This window comes from Erwinia sp. MMLR14_017 (assembly GCF_033657285.1).
Classification (GTDB): domain Bacteria; phylum Pseudomonadota; class Gammaproteobacteria; order Enterobacterales; family Enterobacteriaceae; genus Erwinia.
Genome location: NZ_JAWVWP010000003.1, coordinates 436,768 through 458,632, shown reverse-complemented (window position 1 = coordinate 458,632; position 21,865 = coordinate 436,768). Strand labels below are relative to the sequence as shown.

Below are 21,865 nucleotides of genomic sequence, written 5' to 3'. Positions count from 1 at the left end.
CCCGAAGAGCAAGCTCTTCTGTGCTACCGTCCGACTTGCATGTGTTAGGCCTGCCGCCAGCGTTCAATCTGAGCCATGATCAAACTCTTCAATTAAAAGTTCGATTTGCTGAAACAGGTTCAGCGGTGCTCAAGTGTAAAACACTCATAATGAATTTCATTATGTGTTCACTCTTAAGGCTTGATATTTTTTTGCGCCTTGCGGCGCTGATATCAATCCTGCGAGTGCCCACACAGATTGTCTGATAAATTGTTAAAGAGCGTTGCGGTAAGCGCCCTGAGGCGTTACTGCGAGGTGGCGTATATTACGCTTTCCTCCTTCAGAGTCAACCTCTGTTTCAGAAGTTTTTCTCCGGCGATTCAGCGAGCTGAACCTCTCAACCCGGCGGCCGGTAAGCCGTTGTTCCGTGTCAGTGGAGGCGCATTATAGGGAGTTTCTGGCAGACCGCAAGCCCTGAATGCAAAAAAATATTCAAGCGCTCATCTTTTAATCAAAAACGGTTAAAACAGCCATTTTCAGCCTGGTTAATAAACAAAAATGGGCCCGAAGGCCCATTTTTTAATGGCATAATTATTGTGTTGCCACAATAACGCCATCCTTAACATCCATTTCAACTGGTTTTCCGGGAACCAGAGCACCAGAAAGTATCTGCTGCGCCAGCGGGTTTTCAATCTGCTGCTGAATAGCACGCTTCAGCGGCCGTGCACCGTAAACCGGGTCATAACCGTTTTCACCCAGCAATTGCAGCGCACTCTCAGAGATAGTCAGTTCAAATCCACGGTCAGCCAGTCGATCATAAAGACGTTGCAGCTGAATCTTCGCTATAGAAGCGATATGTTTCTCACCTAATGGATGGAAGACCACCAGCTCATCAATACGGTTGATGAACTCCGGACGGAAGTGCTGGCCTACTACGGTCATCACTACCTCTTTCATTTCCGGATAGCTGAGTGCACCGAAACGCTCCTGAATCAAATCGGACCCCAGGTTAGAGGTCATGATCACCACGCTGTTACGGAAGTCGACCGTTCTGCCCTGCCCATCGGTCAGGCGGCCATCGTCCAGCACCTGCAACAGAATGTTGAACACATCCGGATGCGCTTTTTCAACTTCATCCAGCAGGATGACGGAATAAGGACGACGACGAACCGCCTCAGTCAGGTAACCGCCCTCTTCATATCCGACGTAACCAGGAGGTGCCCCAACCAGACGGGAGACAGAGTGCTTCTCCATAAATTCTGACATATCGAGGCGCACCATCGCATCATCACTGTCGAACATAAAGTTAGCCAGCGCCTTACAAAGTTCAGTCTTACCTACCCCTGTTGGACCAAGGAACAGGAACGAACCAATCGGCCGGTTTGGATCGGCCAGCCCTGCCCGACTGCGGCGGATCGCATTTGAGACAGCTTCAACGGCTTCGTTCTGTCCAATAACGCGCTGATGCAGATCCTGCTCCATGCGCAGCAGTTTCTCCCGCTCCCCTTCCATCATCCGGTCTACCGGAATACCGGTCCAGCGCGCCAGCACGTCAGCGATTTCAACTTCGGTAACGCGATTGCGCAGCAGACGCATCGTTTTGCCTTCAGATTGGGTGGCCAGTGCCAGCTGTTTTTCCAGCTCAGGGATTTTCCCGTACTGCAGCTCAGACATCTGCGCAAGGTCACCCATACGGCGAGCCTGCTCCATAGAAAGCTTCGCCTGCTCCAGTTCAGCTTTAATTGTCTGCGTACCAGAAAGGGAAGCTTTTTCTGCTTTCCACTCTTCTTCCAGCTCAGAGTAGTCACGCTCTTTCTGATTCAGCTCAGTTTCCAGCATTTCCAGACGCTTGATGCTGGCGTCGTCTGACTCTTTCTTCAACGCCTGCTGCTCCAGTTTCAACTGGATAATGCGGCGCTCCAGCCTGTCCAGCGCTTCAGGTTTGGAATCGATCTGCATACGAATGCTGGAAGCGGCTTCATCAATAAGGTCAATCGCCTTATCCGGAAGCTGACGGTCAGCAATGTAGCGATGCGATAAGGTCGCCGCTGCCACGATAGCCGGGTCAGTAATCTGTACATGGTGATGCAGTTCATAGCGCTCTTTCAGCCCGCGCAGAATAGCAATGGTATCTTCCACACTTGGCTCAGCCACAAACACCTTCTGGAAGCGACGTTCCAGCGCGGCATCTTTTTCAATGTACTGACGATATTCGTCGAGCGTAGTGGCGCCAACACAGTGCAGCTCCCCGCGAGCCAGCGCAGGCTTCAGCATGTTACCGGCATCCATTGCGCCATCGGCTTTACCGGCGCCAACCATGGTGTGCAGCTCATCGATAAACAGGATGACGTTGCCTTCCTGCTTGGAAAGATCGCTAAGCACGCCTTTCAGACGTTCTTCAAACTCACCCCGATATTTAGCGCCAGCCACCAGCGCCCCCATATCCAGCGCAAGCACACGGCGGCCTTTCAGCCCTTCCGGCACCTCACCATTAATGATGCGTTGAGCAAGGCCTTCCACAATTGCTGTTTTACCGACGCCGGGTTCACCAATCAGCACCGGGTTATTTTTGGTGCGGCGTTGCAGAACCTGGATGGTCCGGCGGATTTCTTCGTCACGACCAATTACTGGATCTAACTTGCCTGACTCCGCCCGTTCGGTCAGATCAATGGTGTATTTTTTTAAAGCCTGGCGCTGATCTTCAGCTCCCTGGTCGTTCACGTTTTCACCTCCACGCAGTTGGTCGATTGCTTTGCCTAGTTTGTCGCTGGTTGCACCGGCAGATTTTAAGAGGTCGGCCAGTGAGCCACGCGATTCCAGAGCGGCCAGCACGAACAGTTCGGATGAGATAAAATTGTCAGCGCGCTTTTGGGCCAGCTTATCGCAAAGGTTAAGGACGCGAACCAGGTCAGCAGAAGGCTGAACGTCGCCATCCGTACCTTCAACCTGCGGCAGGCGGCCAATAGCCTGATCGACGCCGTTTCGTAAGGCAGCCACATCAACGCCAGCTGTAGTGAGTAAAGGACGAACGGATCCCCCTTCCTGAGTCAGTAAAGCACTCATCAGGTGGAGAGGTTCGATAAATTGATTGTCGCGCCCCAGGGCTAAAGACTGGGCATCGGCGAGAGCGAGCTGAAATTTATTAGTAAGACGATCCAGACGCATAATTCCCCCATTCAGGTCAAATTGCTACTGGAGATTAAATGAGGTCAACCCTCAAATTTTCAAGTTTAATGACCCAAATATATTGGTGAAAAATACATCAATCTGGACCGTCTTATGGCGCTAGGTTATATCAGCCAGATCAAACTTGCCATACGGCCCGTGACGCCATTGCGTCGGAAAGAGAAGAACTTAGCGGGATCAGAAACGGTACAAAGGCCGCCACCCGTGATGTGGCGTACTCCGCTGCGGTTCAGACGCGCCCTGGCGAGCTGCCAAATATCAGCATAATATTTTTCACCTGCCACACGAAAAGCTGCCGCATCGTGCAAATTTTGTGCTAAAAAAGCCTCCCTTACCTCGGGTCCTACCTCAAAAGCATCCGGGCCGATAGCGGGACCAAGCCAGACCGTTACCTCTTCGGGCGGAGCCTGAAATGCCGCCAGCGTCGCTTCCAGTACGCCGGCACAAAGTCCACGCCAACCAGCATGAGCCGCCGCAACTTCTTTACCGTCCATCGAGCAAAAAAGCACCGGCAGGCAGTCTGCCGTCATCACCGCGCAGGGTAAACCCTGTTCACGTGTGTAAACGGCATCAGCGCAGAGAGTTTGAGGTGTGTTTCTGGTGAGATGTAAAACATCGGTGCCGTGAACCTGCTCCAGCCAGAGTGGCTGAGTGGGTATTGCACCCAACTCAACCAGACGCTGACGATTTGCTGCCACATGGAGAGGATTATCCCCTACATGGGCACCAAGATTCAGCGAATCCCAGGGAGCGCCGCTTACGCCGCCCACCCGGGTTGAGCTTATGGCTCGCACCATTGGGGGCAGCGCCCACTCAGGTTTAATCAGGCTCATTACCAATCCAGCTGATGCTTAAACTCTTCGGTATCCGCTTTCAGGGCAGCGATCAGATCGACCATATCCTGCGGTAACGGCGCATGCCATTCCATTTCGATACCGCTGATTGGATGGTAAAGACGCAGCATGGTGGCATGCAGCGCCTGACGGTCGAACGAACGCAGCGTGCCGATAAAGGCTTCGGATGCACCTTTAGGCGGGCGGGGACGGCCGCCGTATAGCGGATCGCCCACCAGCGGATGACTGATATGGGACATATGGACACGGATCTGGTGAGTACGACCAGTCTCAAGACGCAAACGCAAACGGGTATGCGCACGGAAGTGCTCCATAATGCGGTAATGCGTAGTGGCCGGTTTACCCATTGGGTGTACCGCCATGTGCGTGCGTTTGGTGGAGTGACGGCTGATAGGCTCATCAACTGTGCCCCCAGCAGTCATTCGGCCAATTGCTACTGCTTCATATTCACGGGTGATCTCTCTTAATTGCAGAGATTCCACCAGGTGCGTCTGCGCAGGCACCGTTTTCGCCACAACCATCAGGCCAGTTGTGTCTTTGTCCAGGCGGTGAACGATACCCGCGCGTGGAACATCAGAGATGGCGGGGAAATGGTGTAACAGTGCATTCAGTACCGTGCCATCAGGATTTCCCGCACCAGGATGCACCACCAGGCCGCGAGGCTTGTTGATCACCAGAATGTCTTCATCTTCGTAAACAATGTCTAAAGGGATATCCTGCGCTTCCCAGCGAGCTTCCTCTTCAATTTCTGCATCAATAGCGATTTGTTCGCTGCCAAGCACTTTTTCTTTTGGTTTGTCGATGATTACGCCATTGACGGTGACGCGACGGTCGAGAATCCACTCTTTTATGCGTGATCGGGAATAATCAGGGAACAATTCGGCCAAAGCCTGATCTAAGCGTTGTCCGAGTTGCGATTCGGATACCGTTGCGTTGAGTTTTACTTGTTGTGCCATAAACAGCTTCTTCGTTAACGTTGGGTTTTCACGGCGATGCCGTTTAATATAATGTGCTATTGTACCTGGTCACTATCGGGAGCTACATGGACAGCTTCCTGAATAACACTCTGAGGATAATCAAATCGTCATGACGCGTATGAAATATCTGGTGGCTGCAGCCACGTTGAGCCTGGCATTGGCGGGTTGTTCCGGCTCGAAGGAAACGGTGCCCGACAATCCGCCTTCTGAGATCTATGCCACAGCCCAGCAAAAACTGCAGGACGGTAACTTTAAAGGAGCAATAACGCAACTGGAAGCGCTTGATAACCGCTATCCGTTCGGGCCTTACTCCCAGCAAGTTCAGCTAGACTTGATCTACGCTTACTACAAAAATGCCGATTTGCCGCTGGCGCAGGCCGCAATTGACCGCTTTATGCGTCTTAATCCAACCCACCCGAATATTGATTACGTGATTTATATGCGTGGTCTGACGGATATGGCACTGGATGACAGCGCACTGCAGGGCTTTTTCGGCATCGACCGCTCTGACCGCGATCCTACGCATGCGCGTGACGCCTTCCATGACTTCTCTCAGCTGCTGCGCGGTTACCCGAACAGTCAGTACGCGACCGACGCCAGAAAGCGTCTGGTCTATCTGAAAGATCGTCTGGCGAAATATGAATTATCCGTTGCTCAATTCTACACTAAGCGCGAGGCTTATGTTGCAGTAGTTAACCGCGTTGAGCAAATGATGAAAGATTATCCGGACACCCAGGCTACCCGCACGGCGCTGCCGCTGATGGAGAATGCTTACCGTCATCTGCAATTGACGGCTGAGGCAGATAAAGTCGCGAAGCTGATTGCGGCGAATCAGGCTTAAGCGTTGTAAACGAAAAATGGCAGCCTGAGGCTGCCATTTTTTATGCTCAAAACAGAATGCGTTACGCCTTGCGTCCTGAGTCATCCCATCAATCATGCCCGCTTAAGCCCCCGCAGACAACCCCCTTTTGGCCAATTACCACCCCACCTCACAGATTTTCCAGACTTGACAAAAAGTGACAAAAAAACGTGATGAAAATCACGCATTAACCCCTTTTTCAGGGTATGCTGATCCTACATTCGACGGAAATGACAGAGAGGTAAGCACTATGGTTCTGAACATTACCAGCAAGCACATGGAAATCACTCCGGCTATCCGCCAACATGTCGAAGACCGTCTCGCCAAGCTCGAAAAATGGCAAACTGACCTGATAAAACCCCATATCGTTCTTTCAAAGGAGCCGAAGGAATTTGTCGCTGATGCCACCATCAATACGCCCAATGGCCCGCTGGTAGCCAGCGCGAAACATATTGATATGTACACCGCCATCAATGACCTTATCGCCAAACTTGAGCGCCAGCTGAACAAGGTTCAGCACAAAGGTGAAGCGCGCCGTGCTAACGCCAGCGTCAAAGACCTGAGCGTTGACTTAAGCGCTGTCGATCAGGAATAAAGAGCAGCATAAAGATAACGCGCCTCAGGGCGCGTTTTTTTATTGACAGCAATAATTTGCAGCGGTTACTTTAAACACTTGCTGATTCCGGACACACTAATGAAAAAACTGTCGTTCTTCTTCGCCTTCTTTTTTACCTTCCGCTGACCGGGAGGCGATTCGTCGTGTAAGAAACAATGCGAAGACGAACAACAAAGCCTCCCAAGCGGGAGGCTTTTTTTTTATGAACTTCTGACAGGTAGCACTTATGACACCCGAAAATCCCCTGCTGGGCCTGCGCGATAAAATCAGCGCGCTGGATGAACAACTGCTGAACTTGCTGGCTCAACGCCGGGCGCTGGCGGTTGAGGTTGCGACGGCAAAGATGGCTACCCATCGCCCCATCCGCGACATCGACCGCGAGCGGGACTTGCTTGAGCATCTCATTACTCTGGGCAAAGAGCATAAGCTGGATGCACATTACATCACGCGTCTTTTCCAGTTGATTATTGAAGACTCGGTGCTGACTCAGCAGGCGCTGCTGCAGAAGCACCTGAATAAAACCGCTTCACACTCGGCGAGGATCGCCTTTTTGGGCCCGAAAGGCTCCTATTCCCATCTTGCCGCACGCAACTACGCTGCCCGCCATTTTGATAACTTCATTGAAAGCGGCTGCCTGAAGTTTCAGGATATTTTCAGTCAGGTCGAAACCGGTCAGGCTGACTATGCCGTCCTTCCGGTTGAAAATACCAGTTCTGGTTCAATTAACGATGTTTACGATCTGTTGCAGCAGACCAGCCTCTCTATTGTTGGCGAGATGACTCTGCCGATCGATCACTGTGTGCTGGTCAATGGCAGCACCGATCTGCAGCAAATTAAAACGGTATATAGTCATCCTCAACCTTTCCAGCAGTGTAGCCAGTTTATTAACCGCTACCCGCACTGGAAAATTGAGTACACCGAAAGCACCGCCGCAGCGATGGAAAAAGTCGCGGCGATGAACTCGCCTGAAGTTGCCGCCATTGGCAGCGAGGCTGGCGGTGAACTCTATGGCCTGCAGGTGCTGGAGCGTAATCTTGCTAACCAAAAGCAAAATATTACCCGCTTTATTATCCTTGCCAGAAAACCAGTTGAAGTGACACTGCAGGTTCCGGCCAAAACTACACTGATTATGGCCACAGGCCAACAGGCAGGCGCGCTGGTAGAAGCCTTACTGGTGCTGCGTCAGCACAACCTGGTCATGAGTAAACTTGAGTCGCGTCCCATCAACGGCAATCCGTGGGAAGAGATGTTCTATATCGATTTCCAGGGTAATTTGCGCTCCGATGCGGTTCAGCAGGCGCTGAAAGAGTTAACACCCATCACCCGCTCCCTGAAAGTGTTGGGCTGCTATCCAGGCGAAAACGTTATTCCGGTAGAGCCGGTATAGCCTTCCTGTTTCTCGTCAGCCGCCGGGTGTACGGCTGACGCGCGTTTCTTTTTATTGTGCAGAATCAATTTCCCCTGCCTGATTAACGTTATATCATGATGTATATAACGTTAATCAGGAATGTCATATGCTTCGTTCGTTCAGGGTAACCGCCCTCACCGCTCTACTCTGCTTTATTCCTTTCTGCTCTCAGGCCGCGCGTCAGGTGGTTGATCAGCTCGGTCGCCAGGTGACGATCCCGGATCGGGTCGATCGTGTGGTGGTATTGCAACATCAGACGCTCAATTTGCTGGTGCAGCTGGATGCCACCAGCACAATGGTTGGCATTCTGGGTAACTGGAAACAACAGCTGGGCGAGGGCTATCAGCGCCTTGTGCCTCAGCTTAATTCCATTCCGACCCTGGGCGATCTCACTCACGTGGATGTCGAAAAGCTGGTTGCCCTTCATCCTCAGGTGGTTTTCGTGACCAACTATGCGCCTGAAGAGATGATCAACCAGATCCAGAATTTGGGCATCGCGGTGATTGCCATCTCGCTACGCAGCGGCGATGCGAAACAGCAGAGCAAGCTTAATCCCGACCTGCAGGATGAGGATCGCGCTTATAATCAGGGGCTGAAAGAGGGGATCAAACTGATCGGCGAAGTCGTTAATCATCAAAAGCAGGCTGAAACTTTAATTAAAGCTACCTTTGATGAGCGTCAGCAAACGGCCGATCGTCTGAAAGCTATCCCGCCCGCTCAACGCATTCGCGCCTATATGGCAAATCCAGATCTGACCACCTACGGTTCCGGGAAATATACCGGCCTGATGATGGCGCATGCTGGTGCTCTCAATGTCGCAGCGGCAACGCTCAAAGGCTATAAGCAGGTCTCTATGGAGCAGATCGTTGCCTGGAACCCACAGGTTATCTTTATACAGGATCGTTATCCTCAGGTGATGGATGAGATTAATCAGCAACCCGCCTGGCAGGCTGTAGATGCGGTAAAAAATCACCGTGTTTACCTGATGCCGGAATATGCCAAAGCCTGGGGATACCCGATGCCGGAAGCGCTGGCGCTGGGTGAGCTCTGGATGGCGAAAAAACTGTATCCGGAAAAATTCAGCGATATCAATATGCAGAACAGAGCTGACAGCTGGTATCAGCGCTTCTACCGCACCCACTATGTCGGCAACAATTGATGAGTGACATCCGCGTTTTCGCTGCCGGTAGTCTGCGTATTGTCTGGCCAGAATTAATGCGCCAGTTTAAGCTGCAGAACCGTCATACCGTTACTACTGATTTTGGCCCTGCCGGTCTGCTTTTGCAGCGCATTGAGCAGGGAGAGCCCTGCCATCTTTTTGCTTCTGCGAATAGCGCTCACCCGCAAAGACTGTTCGATGCGGGGCGTGCCCTGACAACCCGCATTTTTACCCATAACAGCCTTTGCCTGAGTATTAGCCCATCCCTTGCCGCAGAAAAAAGAGAGTGGCTGGATATGCTGCTTGATCCCTCCCTGCGCGTGGCAACCTCTACCCCGCTGAGCGATCCTTCCGGCGATTACGCCTGGGAGCTTTTCGAGCTTATTGAAGCCTCTCACCCCACAAGAGGAGATGAGCTAAAACGACGGGCGATGCCGCTGGTTGGTGGACCGGAAAGTCCGGCCGTTCCTGCGGGAAAAGTGGCGGCAAGCTGGCTTTTGGAAAGCGGCCAGGCAGATTTGTTTATTGGTTATCAGAGCTATAGCCCACTACTGAAGGCGGAAGGCAAAGTGGTCATACTGCCCATTCCTGCACCCTGGCAGATTCAGGCCGACTATACATTTGCCCTCTGCTCAAGGGAGGCTGAAGCGCTGGGGGAATTTTTATTGTCGAAGGAGGCGAAGGCTCTCTTTCACCGGGCCGGTTTCGGCCGCTAAAGAAAAAGGCCGTTTCCGGCCTTTAAAAAGTTACTGACGATTATCGTTCGCCTGCCGCAGCAGCGTACGGCTTTCCAGCATAAATCGCTGGGCATGGTCGCCAAACCAGTGTTCGACTTTGCGGAAGCTGTCGATAAATGCCTGCTTATCGCCCTGCTCCAGCAGCTTGATCGCCTCGCCAAAACGCTGATAGTAACGTTTGATCAGCGCAAGGTTGCTTTCCGAAGACATAATGATGTCTGCGTAGAGCTGAGGGTCCTGAGCAAAGAGCCTGCCTACCATCGCCAGCTCCAGACGGTAGATTGGGGATGAGAGCGCCAGCAGCTGCTCAAGCTGTACATTCTCTTCAGCCAGATGTAACCCGTAAGCAAAGGTCGCAAAGTGGCGCAGCGCCTGAATAAAGGCCATGTTCTGGTCGTGCTCTACCGCACTGATGCGATGTAAACGCGCCCCCCAAACCTGGATCTGCTCCAGCAGCCACTGATACGCCTCTGGCTGACGGCCATCACACCAGACCACCACCTGCTTAGCCAGACTGCCGCTGTCGGGACCAAACATCGGATGCAGCCCCAATACCGGGCCGCTGTGGACAGCCAGCATCGCCTGGAGCGGACCATTTTTCACCGAAGCCAGATCAACCAGAATACAGTCCTCAGGCATTGGTGGCAGACTGCCGATGACTTGTTCGGTGAGATGTATCGGCACGCTGATGATCACCATTCCGGCATCCGCCAGCATATTCTCTGCCTGCGCCCACTCTTCCTTGTCGAGGATCCTGACCTGATAGCCAGAGAGGGTGAGCATCTTTTCAAACAGTCGCCCCATCTGTCCTTTACCGCCAACAATCACCACCGAACGAAGTTCGGGATTCAGCGTTTTAAAGCCTTTGTCATTCTCGCTCGAGTAGGATTCACGCATCACCCTGCGTAAAACATCTTCGATTAAATCAGGCGGTACGCCAAGCAGCTCCGCCTCTTTGCGCCGTGAAGCGAGCATTGAGGCTTCCCGTTCAGGCACATAAATCGGTAATCCATAACGGCTTTTTACTTCGCCCACTTCAGCGACGAGGTTCAGCCGTTTGGCCAGCAGATCGAGCAGCGCTTTATCAACTTCATCAATTTGATCGCGTAGCGCGGTCAGTTCAGCCACCATACATAGTCCTCTTACGACAGACGCGCCGCCAGCACACCGTTCAGGTCCTGATGAATTTCCCGCAGCAGGGTTTCCGTGGTTTCCCAGTTAATACAGGCATCCGTTACGGAAACACCGTAGCGCATCTCTGCTTTAGGCTGCTCGGAAGACTGGTTGCCTTCATGGAGATGGCTTTCCAGCATCAGCCCCATAATTGAACGGTTGCCATCTTTGATCTGCGCTACGGCAGATTCAGCCACACCGGACTGACGACGGAAATCTTTATTAGAATTGCCATGGCTGCAATCTATCATCAAGGAGGGACGGAGTCCCGCCTGGCGCATCTCTTTTTCACACTGCGCCACATCTTCCGGCCCGTAATTAGGGGTTTTGCCGCCGCGCAGAATGACGTGCCCATCCGGATTCCCCTGCGTCTGCAGCAGGCACACCTGACCGCTCTGGTTAATACCTACAAAACGGTGCGGCATTGCAGCGGCGCGCATCGCATTGATTGCGGTACCGAGGCTGCCATCGGTGCCGTTTTTAAAGCCAACCGGCATCGATAAGCCAGAGGCCATTTCGCGGTGGGTTTGCGACTCCGTAGTGCGCGCGCCAATGGCTGACCAGCTGAACAGATCGCCCAGGTACTGAGGGCTGTTGGGGTCAAGCGCTTCTGTCGCTAATGGCAGCCCCATCTCCACCAGATCCAGCAGTAGACGACGGGCAATATGCAGCCCCGCCTCCATATCAAAGGAGTTATCCATGTAGGGATCGTTGATTAATCCTTTCCAGCCAACCGTAGTCCGAGGTTTTTCAAAGTAGACACGCATAACGATATAGAGCTGATCCTTCAGCTGTTCAGAGAGAGTTTTCAGATGACGGGCATAGTCGAGCGCGGCTTCAGTATCGTGAATGGAACAGGGACCACAAACCACCAGCAAACGGTGATCCTTGCCGCTGATAATATCGGCGATGGTCTGACGTGAGGCGGTAATCTGTGCTTCCAGAGTCGGATTCAACGGAAACTGTTTTTTTAACTCTTCTGGCGTAATTAAAATCTGCTCGCCAGCGATATGGACATTGTTCAGCGCGTCTTTTTGCATGATTGTCATCCTGTTTCTCTCAATATGCGTAGGTCAGCCCTCTGTAGGGTGAGAGATACTGTACCAGAAAAGGTACATAACTCAATGCCAGTATGTACAGTTTTCTTACCATCAATTTAACGCTCTATAGAATTTCCATATAACCACCTTATAAACAATTAGTTATATATAAAAGCACGCGCAAAACACCCTTAGCACCTGTATAGTATTATTTACAACAAATACTAAAGCCTTATCGCCCTTGCTTAAAACCTGGCTGCGGTTTTTCGTGATTCAAAAATTTCCTGATACGGAGTTAAGCGGGAAATTGCTTCCTCATTGCTGTGAAATAATCCTATGATGAAGTTCAATAAGGGCTGTTTACGAGGGAGTGTAAGCGATGCAGATTATTTTACGGCCTTATCAGGATAAGGATGCAGAAGCGTTCGCCGCCGCCGTTAATGCCTCGCTGGATACGCTTCTTCCCTGGCTTCTGTGGGCACATGCCGGGTTCACGCCCGCAGAAGCGCGTCAGTGGTTCAGCATTACGCACCTGCTGAGAAACAAAGGTGAAGCTAATGAGCTGGGACTGTTTGCCCCGGATGGTCGTCTGCTGGGTGGAGCAGGTTTGCGCTACTCCAGAGAGCAGCGCGATCACTGTTCTATTGGTTACTGGGTGCGTAGCAGTGAACAGCGTCAGGGGATAGCCAGCTATGCCGTGCGCCATCTGGTGGAACTGGCGTGGCAAAGCCCGGAAAGAAAGGTGGTGGAAATTTTGGCCGTAGAGGAGAATGTGGCCAGCCGTGGCGTCGCAGTTCGTTGTGGTGCTGAGTTCAAAGGTATCAAATATGGCCTGATTGTGCTGGACAGCGGACCGGTCAATACCGCGATTTACCATTTTCATCGCCAGGCTCAGAGCCACACCAGGTCAAACTCTTTTGCTTAACCTGAACAGGAAATAAGAATGAACCACCCCCTTCGTATTGCTCTTGTAGGTGATTACCGCGCTACGGCGATTGCTCATCAGGCGATCCCTCCCGCAATCCAGATTGCTGCACAGGCTACAGGCCTGACAGTTTCTGCGGACTGGCTGCCAACAAAATCAATAAACGACATTGGCGCACTGAAGAATTTTGCTGCGATTTGGGTCGTACCCGGTAGCCCGTATGAAAATGATGCCGGCGCTTTCCTGGCAATTACTTATGCGCGGGAAAACAACATTCCTTTTCTGGGATCGTGCGGAGGATTTCAGTACGCGCTGGTCGAATATGCCCGTAACGTAATGGGCTGGGCCGATGCAGCACATGCAGAGAGCCAAAGTGAAGGGCGCATCGTTATCTCCCCTCTTAGCTGCTCACTGATCGAGAAATCCGGGGATATACGTATCAGGCCCGAATCGCTGATCGCTCGTGCCTACAACAAGCTCACCACGCAGGAAGGCTATCACTGTAATTTTGGCGTAAATCCGGAGTTTGTTAGCCATCTGGCAGAGTATCCGTTACGTATTACCGCCTGGGATACTGAAAGTGACGTGCGTGGAATTGAACTGCCGGACCATAAATTTTTTGTCGCTACGCTGTTCCAGTCTGAACGTGCAGCGTTAAGGAATGAACTTTCCCCGCTGGTCGTCGCTCTGTTGAAAGCCGCTGCCGACTGATTTTTTGAGCTTTGGCTGATGACAGGAATAAAAAAAGGGGCCAACCTTTCGGTTGACCCCTTGTTCGCTATTAACTTAAGAAGCTGCTTTAGCGCCCAGACGTTCTTTGATACGGGCAGACTTACCAGTACGCTCACGCAGGTAGTACAATTTGGCCTTACGTACGGCACCACGGCGTTTCACAGCAATGCTGTCGATAACCGGTGAGTGAGTCTGGAATACACGCTCAACACCTTCGCCGTTAGAAATCTTACGAACAGTGAATGCAGAGTGCAGACCGCGGTTACGAATAGCGATAACCACGCCCTCGAATGCCTGCAGACGTTTCTTAGAACCTTCAACGACCCATACTTTCACTTCCACGGAATCACCCGGACGGAATGAAGGTACGTCCTGTTTCATCTGCTCTTGTTCAATTTGCTTAATAATGTTGCTCATAATTAAATCTCTTATCCTGGGTAAACTGATATTCAGGCGCCCGACTGTTGTCGCGCATGCCCATCATCGTTATGTTGCCTGCTGAATTCCCGCTGGAACTCTTTCAGCAACCTTGCTTGCTCTTCAGTCAGAGCCAGGTTTTCCAGAAGTTCAGGTCTTCTTAGCCAGGTACGGCCCAGCGACTGTTTCAGGCGCCACCGGCGAATTTCAGCATGATTTCCCGACAGCAGAACTGGCGGTACCTCCATACCTTCTAACACTTCAGGTCGGGTGTAGTGTGGGCAATCCAGCAAACCATCAGAAAATGAATCTTCTTCGGCTGATGCCTGCTTGCCCAATACGCCGGGTATAAACCGGGCGACCGAGTCAATCAGCGTCATCGCTGGCAGCTCTCCACCACTGAGTACATAATCCCCAATCGACCACTCTTCATCGATTTCGGTTTTGATTACGCGCTCATCAATCCCTTCATAGCGACCACACACCAGAATAATTTTCTGGTTAGTCGCCAGTTCGCAAACGCCATGCTGATCGAGTTTGCGCCCCTGAGGTGAAAGATAAATCACCTTTACGCCTTCTCCTGCCGCCGCTTTTGCTGCGTGGATGGCATCCCGTAAGGGTTGAACCATCATAAGCATTCCCGGTCCGCCGCCGTATGGACGTTCATCCACGGTACGGTGCCGGTCATGAGCGAAATCACGAGGACTCCAGCTCTGAATGCTGAGCAGGCCATTTTTTACTGCCCGGCCGGTTACTCCGTAATCGGTAATCGCACTGAACATCTCAGGGAACAGGCTGATAATGCCAATCCACATTGATGGCGCCATACCGTTTTTACCGGAGCTCAAAAACCAGGATCCCAATCTACTTCAATGGTGCCGGTAGTGAGATCGACATTCTTGATAACCTGTCCATCAAGGAACGGAATAAGCCGCTCCTTCGCACCGAATGCATCCTTCAGATTAGCCTGCACGACGAGAACGTCGTTTGAACCGGTTTCCATCAACTCTGTGACTTTACCCAGTTCATAGCCTTGAGTGGTGACAACCTGGCAACCGATAAGGTCTTTCCAGTAATAGTCTCCGCTCTCCAGCGCTGGCAACTGCTCAGAATCCACGACTATTTCGCAATTAGTCAGCAGACCGGCAGTATCACGATCGTCAATGCCTTTGACTTTGATGATCATGTCCTGATTGTGGCGCTTCCAGCCTTCCAGCTCGACAAGCTGCCATTGACCCGCTCGTTGGATAAACCACGGCTGATAGTCAAAAATGCTTTCGGCATCTTCGGTGGAGGAAAACACTTTGAGCCAACCACGGATACCGTAGGCAGATCCCATCTTCCCTAAAATTAAAGGGCTGGCAGGAGACTGCGCGGTGAGTTGCTTGCTCATGTTGACCACCGTGACAGATTAAGCTGCTTTCTTAGCTTCTTTGATCAGCGCACCAACGCGATCAGAGAGAGTAGCGCCCTGGCCAACCCAGTGCTCAATGCGATCCAGATCCAGACGCAGTGCTTCAGCCTGACCAGATGCGATCGGGTTGAAGAAACCAACGCGCTCGATGAAGCGACCGTTGCGAGCATTACGGCTGTCAGTGACGACTACCTGGTAGAATGGACGCTTTTTAGCGCCGTGACGTGCCAAACGAATTGTTACCATAACATCCTCTTGAGTTAATAAAACATCCGGGCCCCATTGAGGGAACGGGGCCCGGATGCAATATAAAAAGCCCGAAAATTTTACTCATTTTGGCGCAAAAAGCAATCTAATTCGCCAAAGTGCTTTTCCGGCTCACTTAACGGCCCGGGAAGCCTGGCGGCATCATACCTTTCATGCCGCGCATCATCTTCGCCATACCGCCCTTCTTCATCTTCTTCATCATGCGCTGCATATCGTCAAACTGCTTGAGTAAGCGGTTAACGTCCTGCACCTGCATACCTGAACCTGTTGCAATGCGGCGCTTGCGGGAGCCTTTGATAATCTCCGGCTTTTCACGCTCTTTGCGCGTCATGGAGTTAATCATCGCTTCCATCCGCACCAGCACTTTGTCATCCATCTGTGACTTCACGTTGTCCGGCAGCTGCCCCATGCCCGGCAGTTTGCCCATCAGGCTGGCCATGCCGCCCATGTTGCGCATCTGCTTGAGCTGGTCAAGGAAGTCATTGAGGTCGAAGCCGTCGCCCTTTTTAAGCTTGCTGGCGAGTTTTTCCGCCTGCGCACGGTCAACTTTGCTCTCGATATCTTCGATCAGCGACAGGACGTCGCCCATGCCGAGGATGCGCGAGGCAATACGCTCCGGATAGAACGGCTCCAGGGCATCGGTTTTTTCACCCACGCCCATAAATTTAATTGGCTTGCCGGTTATCTGACGAATCGACAGCGCAGCGCCGCCACGGGCGTCACCATCCACTTTCGTCAGGATGACCCCGGTCAATGGCAGCGCTTCGTTAAACGCTTTAGCGGTGTTTGCCGCATCCTGACCGGTCATGGCATCGACCACAAACAGCGTTTCTACCGGATTGATCGCGGCGTGAACCTGTTTGATTTCATCCATCATCGCTTCGTCTACGTGCAGACGACCGGCGGTATCCACCAGCAGCACGTCGTAGAACTTAAGCTTCGCCTGCTGCAGAGCGCTCTTGACGATATCAACTGGCTTCTGGCTGAGATCGGATGGACAGAAATCGACGCCAACCTGTTCGGCCAGCGTTTCCAGCTGTTTAATCGCCGCCGGGCGATAAACGTCAGCAGAGACCACCAGCACTTTCTTTTTGTGCTTTTCGCGCAGGAATTTACCCAGTTTACCGACGCTGGTGGTTTTACCCGCACCCTGCAAACCGGCCATCAGTACCACGGCTGGCGGCTGAGCGGCCAGGTTGAGCGTATTGTTCTCTGCGCCCATCGCCACGACCAGTTCGTTTTGAACAATCTTGACGAACTCCTGACCCGGCGTCAGGCTTTTATTTACGTCCTGACCTACCGCCCGCTCTTTTACGCGGTTGATAAAGTCACGCACTACCGGCAGCGCAACGTCTGCCTCAAGTAACGCCATGCGCACTTCACGCAGCGTATCCTTAATGTTGTCTTCGGTCAGCCGTCCACGGCCACTGATATTGCGCAGGGATTGCGACAATCTGTCGGTTAAATTATCAAACATCGTCTCTCGCTCAACGTAATGAGAGGTCGCCAGGCGACACAATGGGACGGATTATAACATGAAGCTGCTGCGATCTCAGCCATCTGCGATGAGATCGTTTGGAGCCTGCAGCCGCTGGCGCTATACTGCTTTTTTTCTTCTCTGGCTGGTACCTGACAACATTTATGTCCGTTTTCGCGATTCTGGCGCTACTCGCCTACTCCTTCAGCCTCGCTTTGATCATCCCCAGCCTGCTGCGTAAGCAGAGTGCATGGCGTCGTCTGGCGGTGATCTCCGCGATTATTGCGCTGATTTGCCACGCTGTGGCGCTGCAACAGCGTATTTTTGCCTTCGACAGTGGTCAGAACCTGAGCCTGCTGAACATTGGTTCGCTGGTCAGCCTGCTGATTTGCGCCATTATGACGATTGTTGCCTCGCGCAACCGGGGATGGATGCTGCTGCCGATTGTTTACAGCTTTGCGCTGATCAATCTGGCGTTTGCCACTTTTGTGCCTAATGCTTTTATCACCCATCTGGAAACGACCCCGGGCATGATGGTGCATATTGGCCTGGCGCTGTTTGCTTATGCGACGCTGATTATCGCGGCGCTTTATGCCCTGCAGCTGGCGTGGATTGACTATCTGCTGAAGAATAAACGGCTGGCGTTTAATAACGACATTCCTCCGTTGATGACCATTGAGCGCAAGATGTTCCACATCACCCAGGTAGGTGTGGTGCTGCTGACGCTGGTGTTATGCACCGGCCTGTTCTATATGCACGATCTTTTCAGCCGCGAGAATGTGGATAAAGCGGTATTGTCGATACTTGCCTGGTTTGTTTATATCGTTTTACTTTGGGGTCACTATCATGAAGGCTGGCGCGGCCGTCGCGTTGCCTGGTTCAACTGCGGCGGAGCTTTTCTGCTGACGATGGCCTATTTTGGTAGCCGGATGCTGCAGCACTTCCTGACCTCCTGACCCTTCACTACAAGGAATTCCCTCGTTGGAACATGTTTCAACCACCACACTGATCATCACGCTGGTCATTATGATTCTGGTTTCGGCCTACTTCTCAGGTTCCGAAACCGGCATGATGACCCTTAACCGCTATAAGCTTCGTCATCAGGCTAAAAACGGGGATCGCGCCGCTCGCCGGGTTGAGAAACTGCTGCGCCGGCCAGACCGTTTAATCAGCCTGGTGCTGATCGGCAACAACCTGGTCAACATTTTGGCTTCCGCGCTGGCGACCATTGTCGGAATGCGCCTGTATGGCGATGCGGGCGTGGCCATAGCGACCGGTATCCTGACCTTTGCCGTGTTGGTATTCGCCGAGGTGCTTCCAAAAACCATCGCCGCACTCTACCCGGAGAAAGTGGCTTTCCCAAGCAGCGTGCTGCTGGGGCCGTTACAGATTGTGATGATGCCGCTGGTCTGGCTGCTGAACACCATTACCCGCCTGCTGATGAAGATGATAGGAATAAGAAGTGATGGTGCCATCAGCGGCGCGTTGAACAAAGATGAGCTGCGCACGCTGGTTTATGAGTCACGTTCGCTAATGTCTCGTCGCAATCAGGATATGCTTCTCTCGGTGCTGGACCTCGAAAAGGTCAACGTCGATGACATCATGGTGCCGCGCAATGAGATTGTGGGTATCAACATCAATGATGACTGGAAATCGATCGTTCGTCAGCTTACTCACTCCCCTCACGGGCGTATCGTGCTCTATCGCGACTCGCTGGACGATACCATCAGCATGCTGCGCGTGCGGGAAGCCTACCGGTTGATGACCGAGAAAAAAGAGTTTACCAAAGAGGTCATGCTGCGGGCAGCGGATGAGATTTACTACGTGCCGCAAGGCACGCCGCTTAACGTGCAGCTGGTTAAATTCCAGCGGAATAAGAAAAAAGTTGGGCTGGTTGTTGATGAGTATGGCGATATTAAGGGGCTGGTGACTATCGAAGATATCCTTGAGGAGATCGTGGGTGACTTCACGACCTCCATGTCCCCAACGCTTGCAGAAGAGGTTGTGCCGCAGAACGATGGCTCTGTACTGATCGAAGGTAGCGCGAATATTCGGGAACTGAATAAGGCCTTTAACTGGCTACTGCCAGAAGATGAAGCGCGAACCGTGAACGGGATGATTCTGGAAGCGATCCAGGATATTCCCTTACCGGACACCACTGTAACGATTGGCAACTATGCGATTGATATCCTGGACGTGCAGGAGAATATGATTAAGCAGGTGCGGATTACGCCAAAGCAGTCGCTGAAGGAGTCGGTAGGTTCTTAAACGTTAAGGGCGGGAAACCCCGCCCTTAACAGAGCATCAGCCAGTTTCCCCGCTTCTGCCAGAGGCAAAGTGTTCCGCCCCATCAAAACTAGATGTGCAGTTCCTGCAACTTATCTTTCGGCAGCGCCAGTTCATCGTTGTGGTTAACGCGAATGTCGTTGTCGATGATATGACGCGCAATATCCTGCGCCTCATCTAAAGAGTGCATTTCAAACGTGCCGCACTGATATTCATTCAGTTCAGGGATTTTGCGCTGATCGGTTACTTTCAGCACGTCCTGCATCGCCTCTTTCCAGGCTTTGGCAACACGCTGCTCATCTGGCGTACCGATCAGGCTCATATAGAAGCCGGTACGGCAACCCATTGGAGAGATGTCGATGATCTCCACGCCATCACCATTCAGGTGGTTACGCATAAAGCCAGCAAACAGGTGTTCCAGCGTATGGATACCACGCTCTGGCATCACTTCTTTGTTTGGCTTGCAGAAACGCAGATCAAAAACGGTAAGGGTATCGCCATGAGGAGTGTTCATGGTCTTAGCAACACGAACCGCAGGCGCCGCCATGATAGTGTGATCGACGGTAAAGCTATCCAGCAATGGCATGTGGTTACCTCAACTAATAAATTTATTTTAAAAAAAGTGAAACTTTCTCTGTAGTGCCCGGTCTGAATCTATGAAAGACGCGCATTTTGTTATCATCATCCCTGACAACAGAGATGTTATTTTGGCCACAACTTTGTGGCCATTTTCTTTTCTTAACTGCGACTCTTTAAAAAGTCTTCAAAGCTAAGCGTATCACTTTCTTCAATTTCCTGCTGATTAACCTTTGAACGCACAGCTTCCTGTTCGAAGTCTGCCTCAGTCAAAATTTCAAGCTGCTCTTCCGCTAACTGATGGCGGTACTGCTCTGACAGCGCCAGCCCCGTGCCACCAATGCCATTCTCTTTTAACGCTGTCAGGAAACGCGCTGAATAGGTCAACTCCGGATCGTCAAAAGAGGCAACCAGGCGGTCACAAACTTCCTGATAGTGGTGAGCACCCTGCTGACCATCCAGCGTCTCCGCTACCCGTCGCAGATCTGCAAACAGCTTCTTACCTACTTCAGCAAGCGGATGTTGCGCTTCGTCGCAGCCAATGCCCAGCAGCAGCCCAGGTTTACGCCCCTCCAGTATCACCCTGTTCCAGTTTGCCCGCGTACAGAGCAGTTCATCACTACTCATCTCTGGCGCATCGGCCAGCGCACACCACACCAGGAAAAGATCAAGGAAGCGCACCTGATTCTCATCCACGCCAATCGGCGAGAAGGGGTTGATGTCCAGCGAACGAACTTCAATATACTCAATGCCACCACGCAGTAAGGCATCCGAGGGATTTTCACCTGAACGGGTTACGCGTTTAGGACGAATAGGTGCGTAAAGCTCATTCTCAATCTGCAGGACGTTGGTATTAAGCTGCAGCCAGTTACCCTGCTCATCCTTCACGCCCATTTCAGCATAGGCTTGCGAAGGTGTTTTGATCGCCGCCTTCAGCGCCTTCACATAATCAGGCAGATTGTTAAAGGTAATGCCCAGCCCGCTCTGAGATTTGTTAGTGTAGCCCAAATCACTCAGGCGCAGAGAGGTGGCGTAAGGCAGATAAAGCATGCCTTTATCCGTTTTCTCAAACGGCAATTTCGTCTCTTTGCCTTGCAGGAAAGAGGAGCAGATGGCAGGAGAAGCACCGAACAGGTAGGGAATGACCCAGCCGAAACGATAGTAGTTACGGATCAGACGCAGATAGCCTTCAGAGATCGCTTCCTGGCCGCTCTTCTCATCTTTTACATCCGCCCAGGCTTGCCAGAAGGAGATGGGCAGGGAGAAGTTGTAATGCACGCCAGAGATGACCTGCATCAGCGCACCGTAACGGTTTTTTAAGCCTTCACGGTAAAGCGTTTTCATTTTGCCAATATTTGAGCTGCCGTACTGCGCCAGCTCAATAGTTTCACTCTCTTCAATCAGGCACGGCATGCTCATTGGCCACATGCGCTCTTCGCCTAAATCGCGGGAAACGTGACGATGGATATCCCGCAGAAAAGCCAGCAGATGGTCGATATCTTTATCAACCGGCGTGATAAATTCGAGCAGCGTTTCCGCAAAGTCCGTGGTTATCCACTTGTGCGTTAAAGCTGAGCCAAGAGATTTCGGGTGCCCGGTGGTCGCCAGATGACCATCTGGTCTGACGCGCAACGTTTCGCGTTCAATACCGCGACCAATACCTTTTAATGCGTCAGGATGAGCTTCCAGCCAGGAAAGCGCCTGTGATACGTCCGGGATCAAATTGACCTCCCGCTCGGAGAAAAATTTATTATTGTTTAGCATAATGTTAACCGTAGCGCCG

General features: G+C 52.0%; 21 protein-coding genes, 1 rRNA gene and 1 other annotated feature. Of the genes, 9 read left to right on the top strand and 13 right to left on the bottom strand.

Annotation, left to right across the window (positions count from 1 at the left end):
- The 4 genes from SD961_RS07570 to rluD form a co-directional block, all read right to left on the bottom strand.
- A 16S ribosomal RNA gene (locus tag SD961_RS07570) occupies positions 1-95 on the bottom strand; the annotation flags it as partial.
- Between the two features lie 475 nt (positions 96-570).
- Positions 571-3,144, bottom strand: coding sequence for an ATP-dependent chaperone ClpB (clpB, locus tag SD961_RS07565; protein ID WP_318789760.1), 2,574 nt, complete (start codon positions 3,142-3,144; stop codon positions 571-573).
- 125 nt (positions 3,145-3,269) lie between these two features.
- Complete coding sequence (gene yfiH / locus SD961_RS07560; protein ID WP_318789759.1) at positions 3,270-3,998, bottom strand: purine nucleoside phosphorylase YfiH; 729 nt, start codon at positions 3,996-3,998, stop codon at positions 3,270-3,272.
- On the bottom strand, positions 3,998-4,975 hold the full coding sequence (gene rluD, locus SD961_RS07555; protein WP_318789758.1) for a 23S rRNA pseudouridine(1911/1915/1917) synthase RluD: 978 nt from the start codon (positions 4,973-4,975) through the stop codon (positions 3,998-4,000). Before rluD ends, yfiH begins: the two co-directional genes overlap by 1 nt.
- A gap of 130 nt (positions 4,976-5,105) precedes the next feature.
- Between rluD and bamD the strand changes: the two genes are divergently transcribed.
- The 5 genes from bamD to SD961_RS07530 all read left to right on the top strand — a co-directional run bounded on the left by bamD (position 5,106) and on the right by SD961_RS07530 (position 9,754).
- Positions 5,106-5,837 carry an outer membrane protein assembly factor BamD gene (gene bamD, locus SD961_RS07550; protein WP_306211151.1) on the top strand — a complete coding sequence of 244 codons (732 nt, stop codon included), beginning with the start codon at positions 5,106-5,108 and terminating at the stop codon, positions 5,835-5,837.
- A 268-nt stretch (positions 5,838-6,105) separates the two neighbouring features.
- The gene (gene raiA / locus SD961_RS07545; protein ID WP_318789757.1) at positions 6,106-6,450 is read left to right on the top strand and encodes a ribosome-associated translation inhibitor RaiA; all 345 of its coding nucleotides are present in this window, start codon (positions 6,106-6,108) and stop codon (positions 6,448-6,450) included.
- A gap of 98 nt (positions 6,451-6,548) precedes the next feature.
- Positions 6,549-6,673: a sequence feature (Phe leader region), on the top strand.
- A 24-nt stretch (positions 6,674-6,697) separates the two neighbouring features.
- Positions 6,698-7,858 carry a bifunctional chorismate mutase/prephenate dehydratase gene (gene pheA / locus SD961_RS07540; protein ID WP_318789756.1) on the top strand — a complete coding sequence of 387 codons (1,161 nt, stop codon included), beginning with the start codon at positions 6,698-6,700 and terminating at the stop codon, positions 7,856-7,858.
- Positions 7,859-7,985: 127 nt separating this feature from the next.
- Positions 7,986-9,038, top strand: coding sequence for an ABC transporter substrate-binding protein (locus tag SD961_RS07535; RefSeq protein ID WP_318789755.1), 1,053 nt, complete (start codon positions 7,986-7,988; stop codon positions 9,036-9,038).
- The gene (locus tag SD961_RS07530) at positions 9,038-9,754 is read left to right on the top strand and encodes a substrate-binding domain-containing protein (protein WP_318789754.1); all 717 of its coding nucleotides are present in this window, start codon (positions 9,038-9,040) and stop codon (positions 9,752-9,754) included. Before SD961_RS07535 ends, SD961_RS07530 begins: the two co-directional genes overlap by 1 nt.
- A 30-nt stretch (positions 9,755-9,784) precedes the next feature.
- Here the strand turns inward: SD961_RS07530 and tyrA are convergent, their stop codons facing one another.
- Both tyrA and SD961_RS07520 read right to left on the bottom strand, forming a co-directional pair.
- The gene (tyrA, locus tag SD961_RS07525) at positions 9,785-10,906 is read right to left on the bottom strand and encodes a bifunctional chorismate mutase/prephenate dehydrogenase (protein WP_318789753.1); all 1,122 of its coding nucleotides are present in this window, start codon (positions 10,904-10,906) and stop codon (positions 9,785-9,787) included.
- An 11-nt stretch (positions 10,907-10,917) separates the two neighbouring features.
- Positions 10,918-11,988, bottom strand: coding sequence for a 3-deoxy-7-phosphoheptulonate synthase (locus SD961_RS07520; protein WP_318789752.1), 1,071 nt, complete (start codon positions 11,986-11,988; stop codon positions 10,918-10,920).
- A gap of 379 nt (positions 11,989-12,367) precedes the next feature.
- Between SD961_RS07520 and SD961_RS07515 the strand changes: the two genes are divergently transcribed.
- On the top strand, positions 12,368-12,913 hold the full coding sequence (locus SD961_RS07515; protein ID WP_318789751.1) for a GNAT family N-acetyltransferase: 546 nt from the start codon (positions 12,368-12,370) through the stop codon (positions 12,911-12,913).
- Positions 12,914-12,931: 18 nt separating this feature from the next.
- Entirely contained in the window at positions 12,932-13,624 is a 693-nt protein-coding gene (locus tag SD961_RS07510) for a CTP synthase (RefSeq protein WP_318789750.1), read from the top strand.
- Between the two features lie 75 nt (positions 13,625-13,699).
- Here the strand turns inward: SD961_RS07510 and rplS are convergent, their stop codons facing one another.
- From rplS to ffh, 5 genes are all read right to left on the bottom strand, one after another.
- Entirely contained in the window at positions 13,700-14,062 is a 363-nt protein-coding gene (gene rplS / locus SD961_RS07505) for a 50S ribosomal protein L19 (RefSeq protein WP_024965502.1), read from the bottom strand.
- A gap of 32 nt (positions 14,063-14,094) precedes the next feature.
- Positions 14,095-14,877, bottom strand: coding sequence for a tRNA (guanosine(37)-N1)-methyltransferase TrmD (gene trmD, locus SD961_RS07500; protein ID WP_318789782.1), 783 nt, complete (start codon positions 14,875-14,877; stop codon positions 14,095-14,097).
- 29 nt (positions 14,878-14,906) lie between these two features.
- Entirely contained in the window at positions 14,907-15,455 is a 549-nt protein-coding gene (rimM, locus tag SD961_RS07495; protein ID WP_318789749.1) for a ribosome maturation factor RimM, read from the bottom strand.
- Positions 15,456-15,473: 18 nt separating this feature from the next.
- Complete coding sequence (gene rpsP / locus SD961_RS07490; RefSeq protein WP_124234201.1) at positions 15,474-15,722, bottom strand: 30S ribosomal protein S16; 249 nt, start codon at positions 15,720-15,722, stop codon at positions 15,474-15,476.
- A gap of 136 nt (positions 15,723-15,858) precedes the next feature.
- The gene (gene ffh, locus SD961_RS07485; RefSeq protein ID WP_318789748.1) at positions 15,859-17,220 is read right to left on the bottom strand and encodes a signal recognition particle protein; all 1,362 of its coding nucleotides are present in this window, start codon (positions 17,218-17,220) and stop codon (positions 15,859-15,861) included.
- A gap of 164 nt (positions 17,221-17,384) precedes the next feature.
- Between ffh and SD961_RS07480 the strand changes: the two genes are divergently transcribed.
- Positions 17,385-18,176: an inner membrane protein YpjD gene (locus tag SD961_RS07480; protein ID WP_306211124.1), complete on the top strand. Its 792-nt coding sequence runs from the start codon at positions 17,385-17,387 to the stop codon at positions 18,174-18,176.
- Between the two features lie 25 nt (positions 18,177-18,201).
- Entirely contained in the window at positions 18,202-19,488 is a 1,287-nt protein-coding gene (locus tag SD961_RS07475) for an HlyC/CorC family transporter (RefSeq protein ID WP_318789747.1), read from the top strand.
- Positions 19,489-19,576: 88 nt separating this feature from the next.
- Here SD961_RS07475 and luxS read toward each other — a convergent pair whose 3' ends face one another.
- Both luxS and gshA read right to left on the bottom strand, forming a co-directional pair.
- Positions 19,577-20,092, bottom strand: coding sequence for an S-ribosylhomocysteine lyase (gene luxS, locus SD961_RS07470; RefSeq protein WP_318789746.1), 516 nt, complete (start codon positions 20,090-20,092; stop codon positions 19,577-19,579).
- Between the two features lie 152 nt (positions 20,093-20,244).
- On the bottom strand, positions 20,245-21,846 hold the full coding sequence (gene gshA, locus SD961_RS07465) for a glutamate--cysteine ligase (RefSeq protein WP_318789745.1): 1,602 nt from the start codon (positions 21,844-21,846) through the stop codon (positions 20,245-20,247).
- Positions 21,847-21,865: the final 19 nt, after the last annotated feature.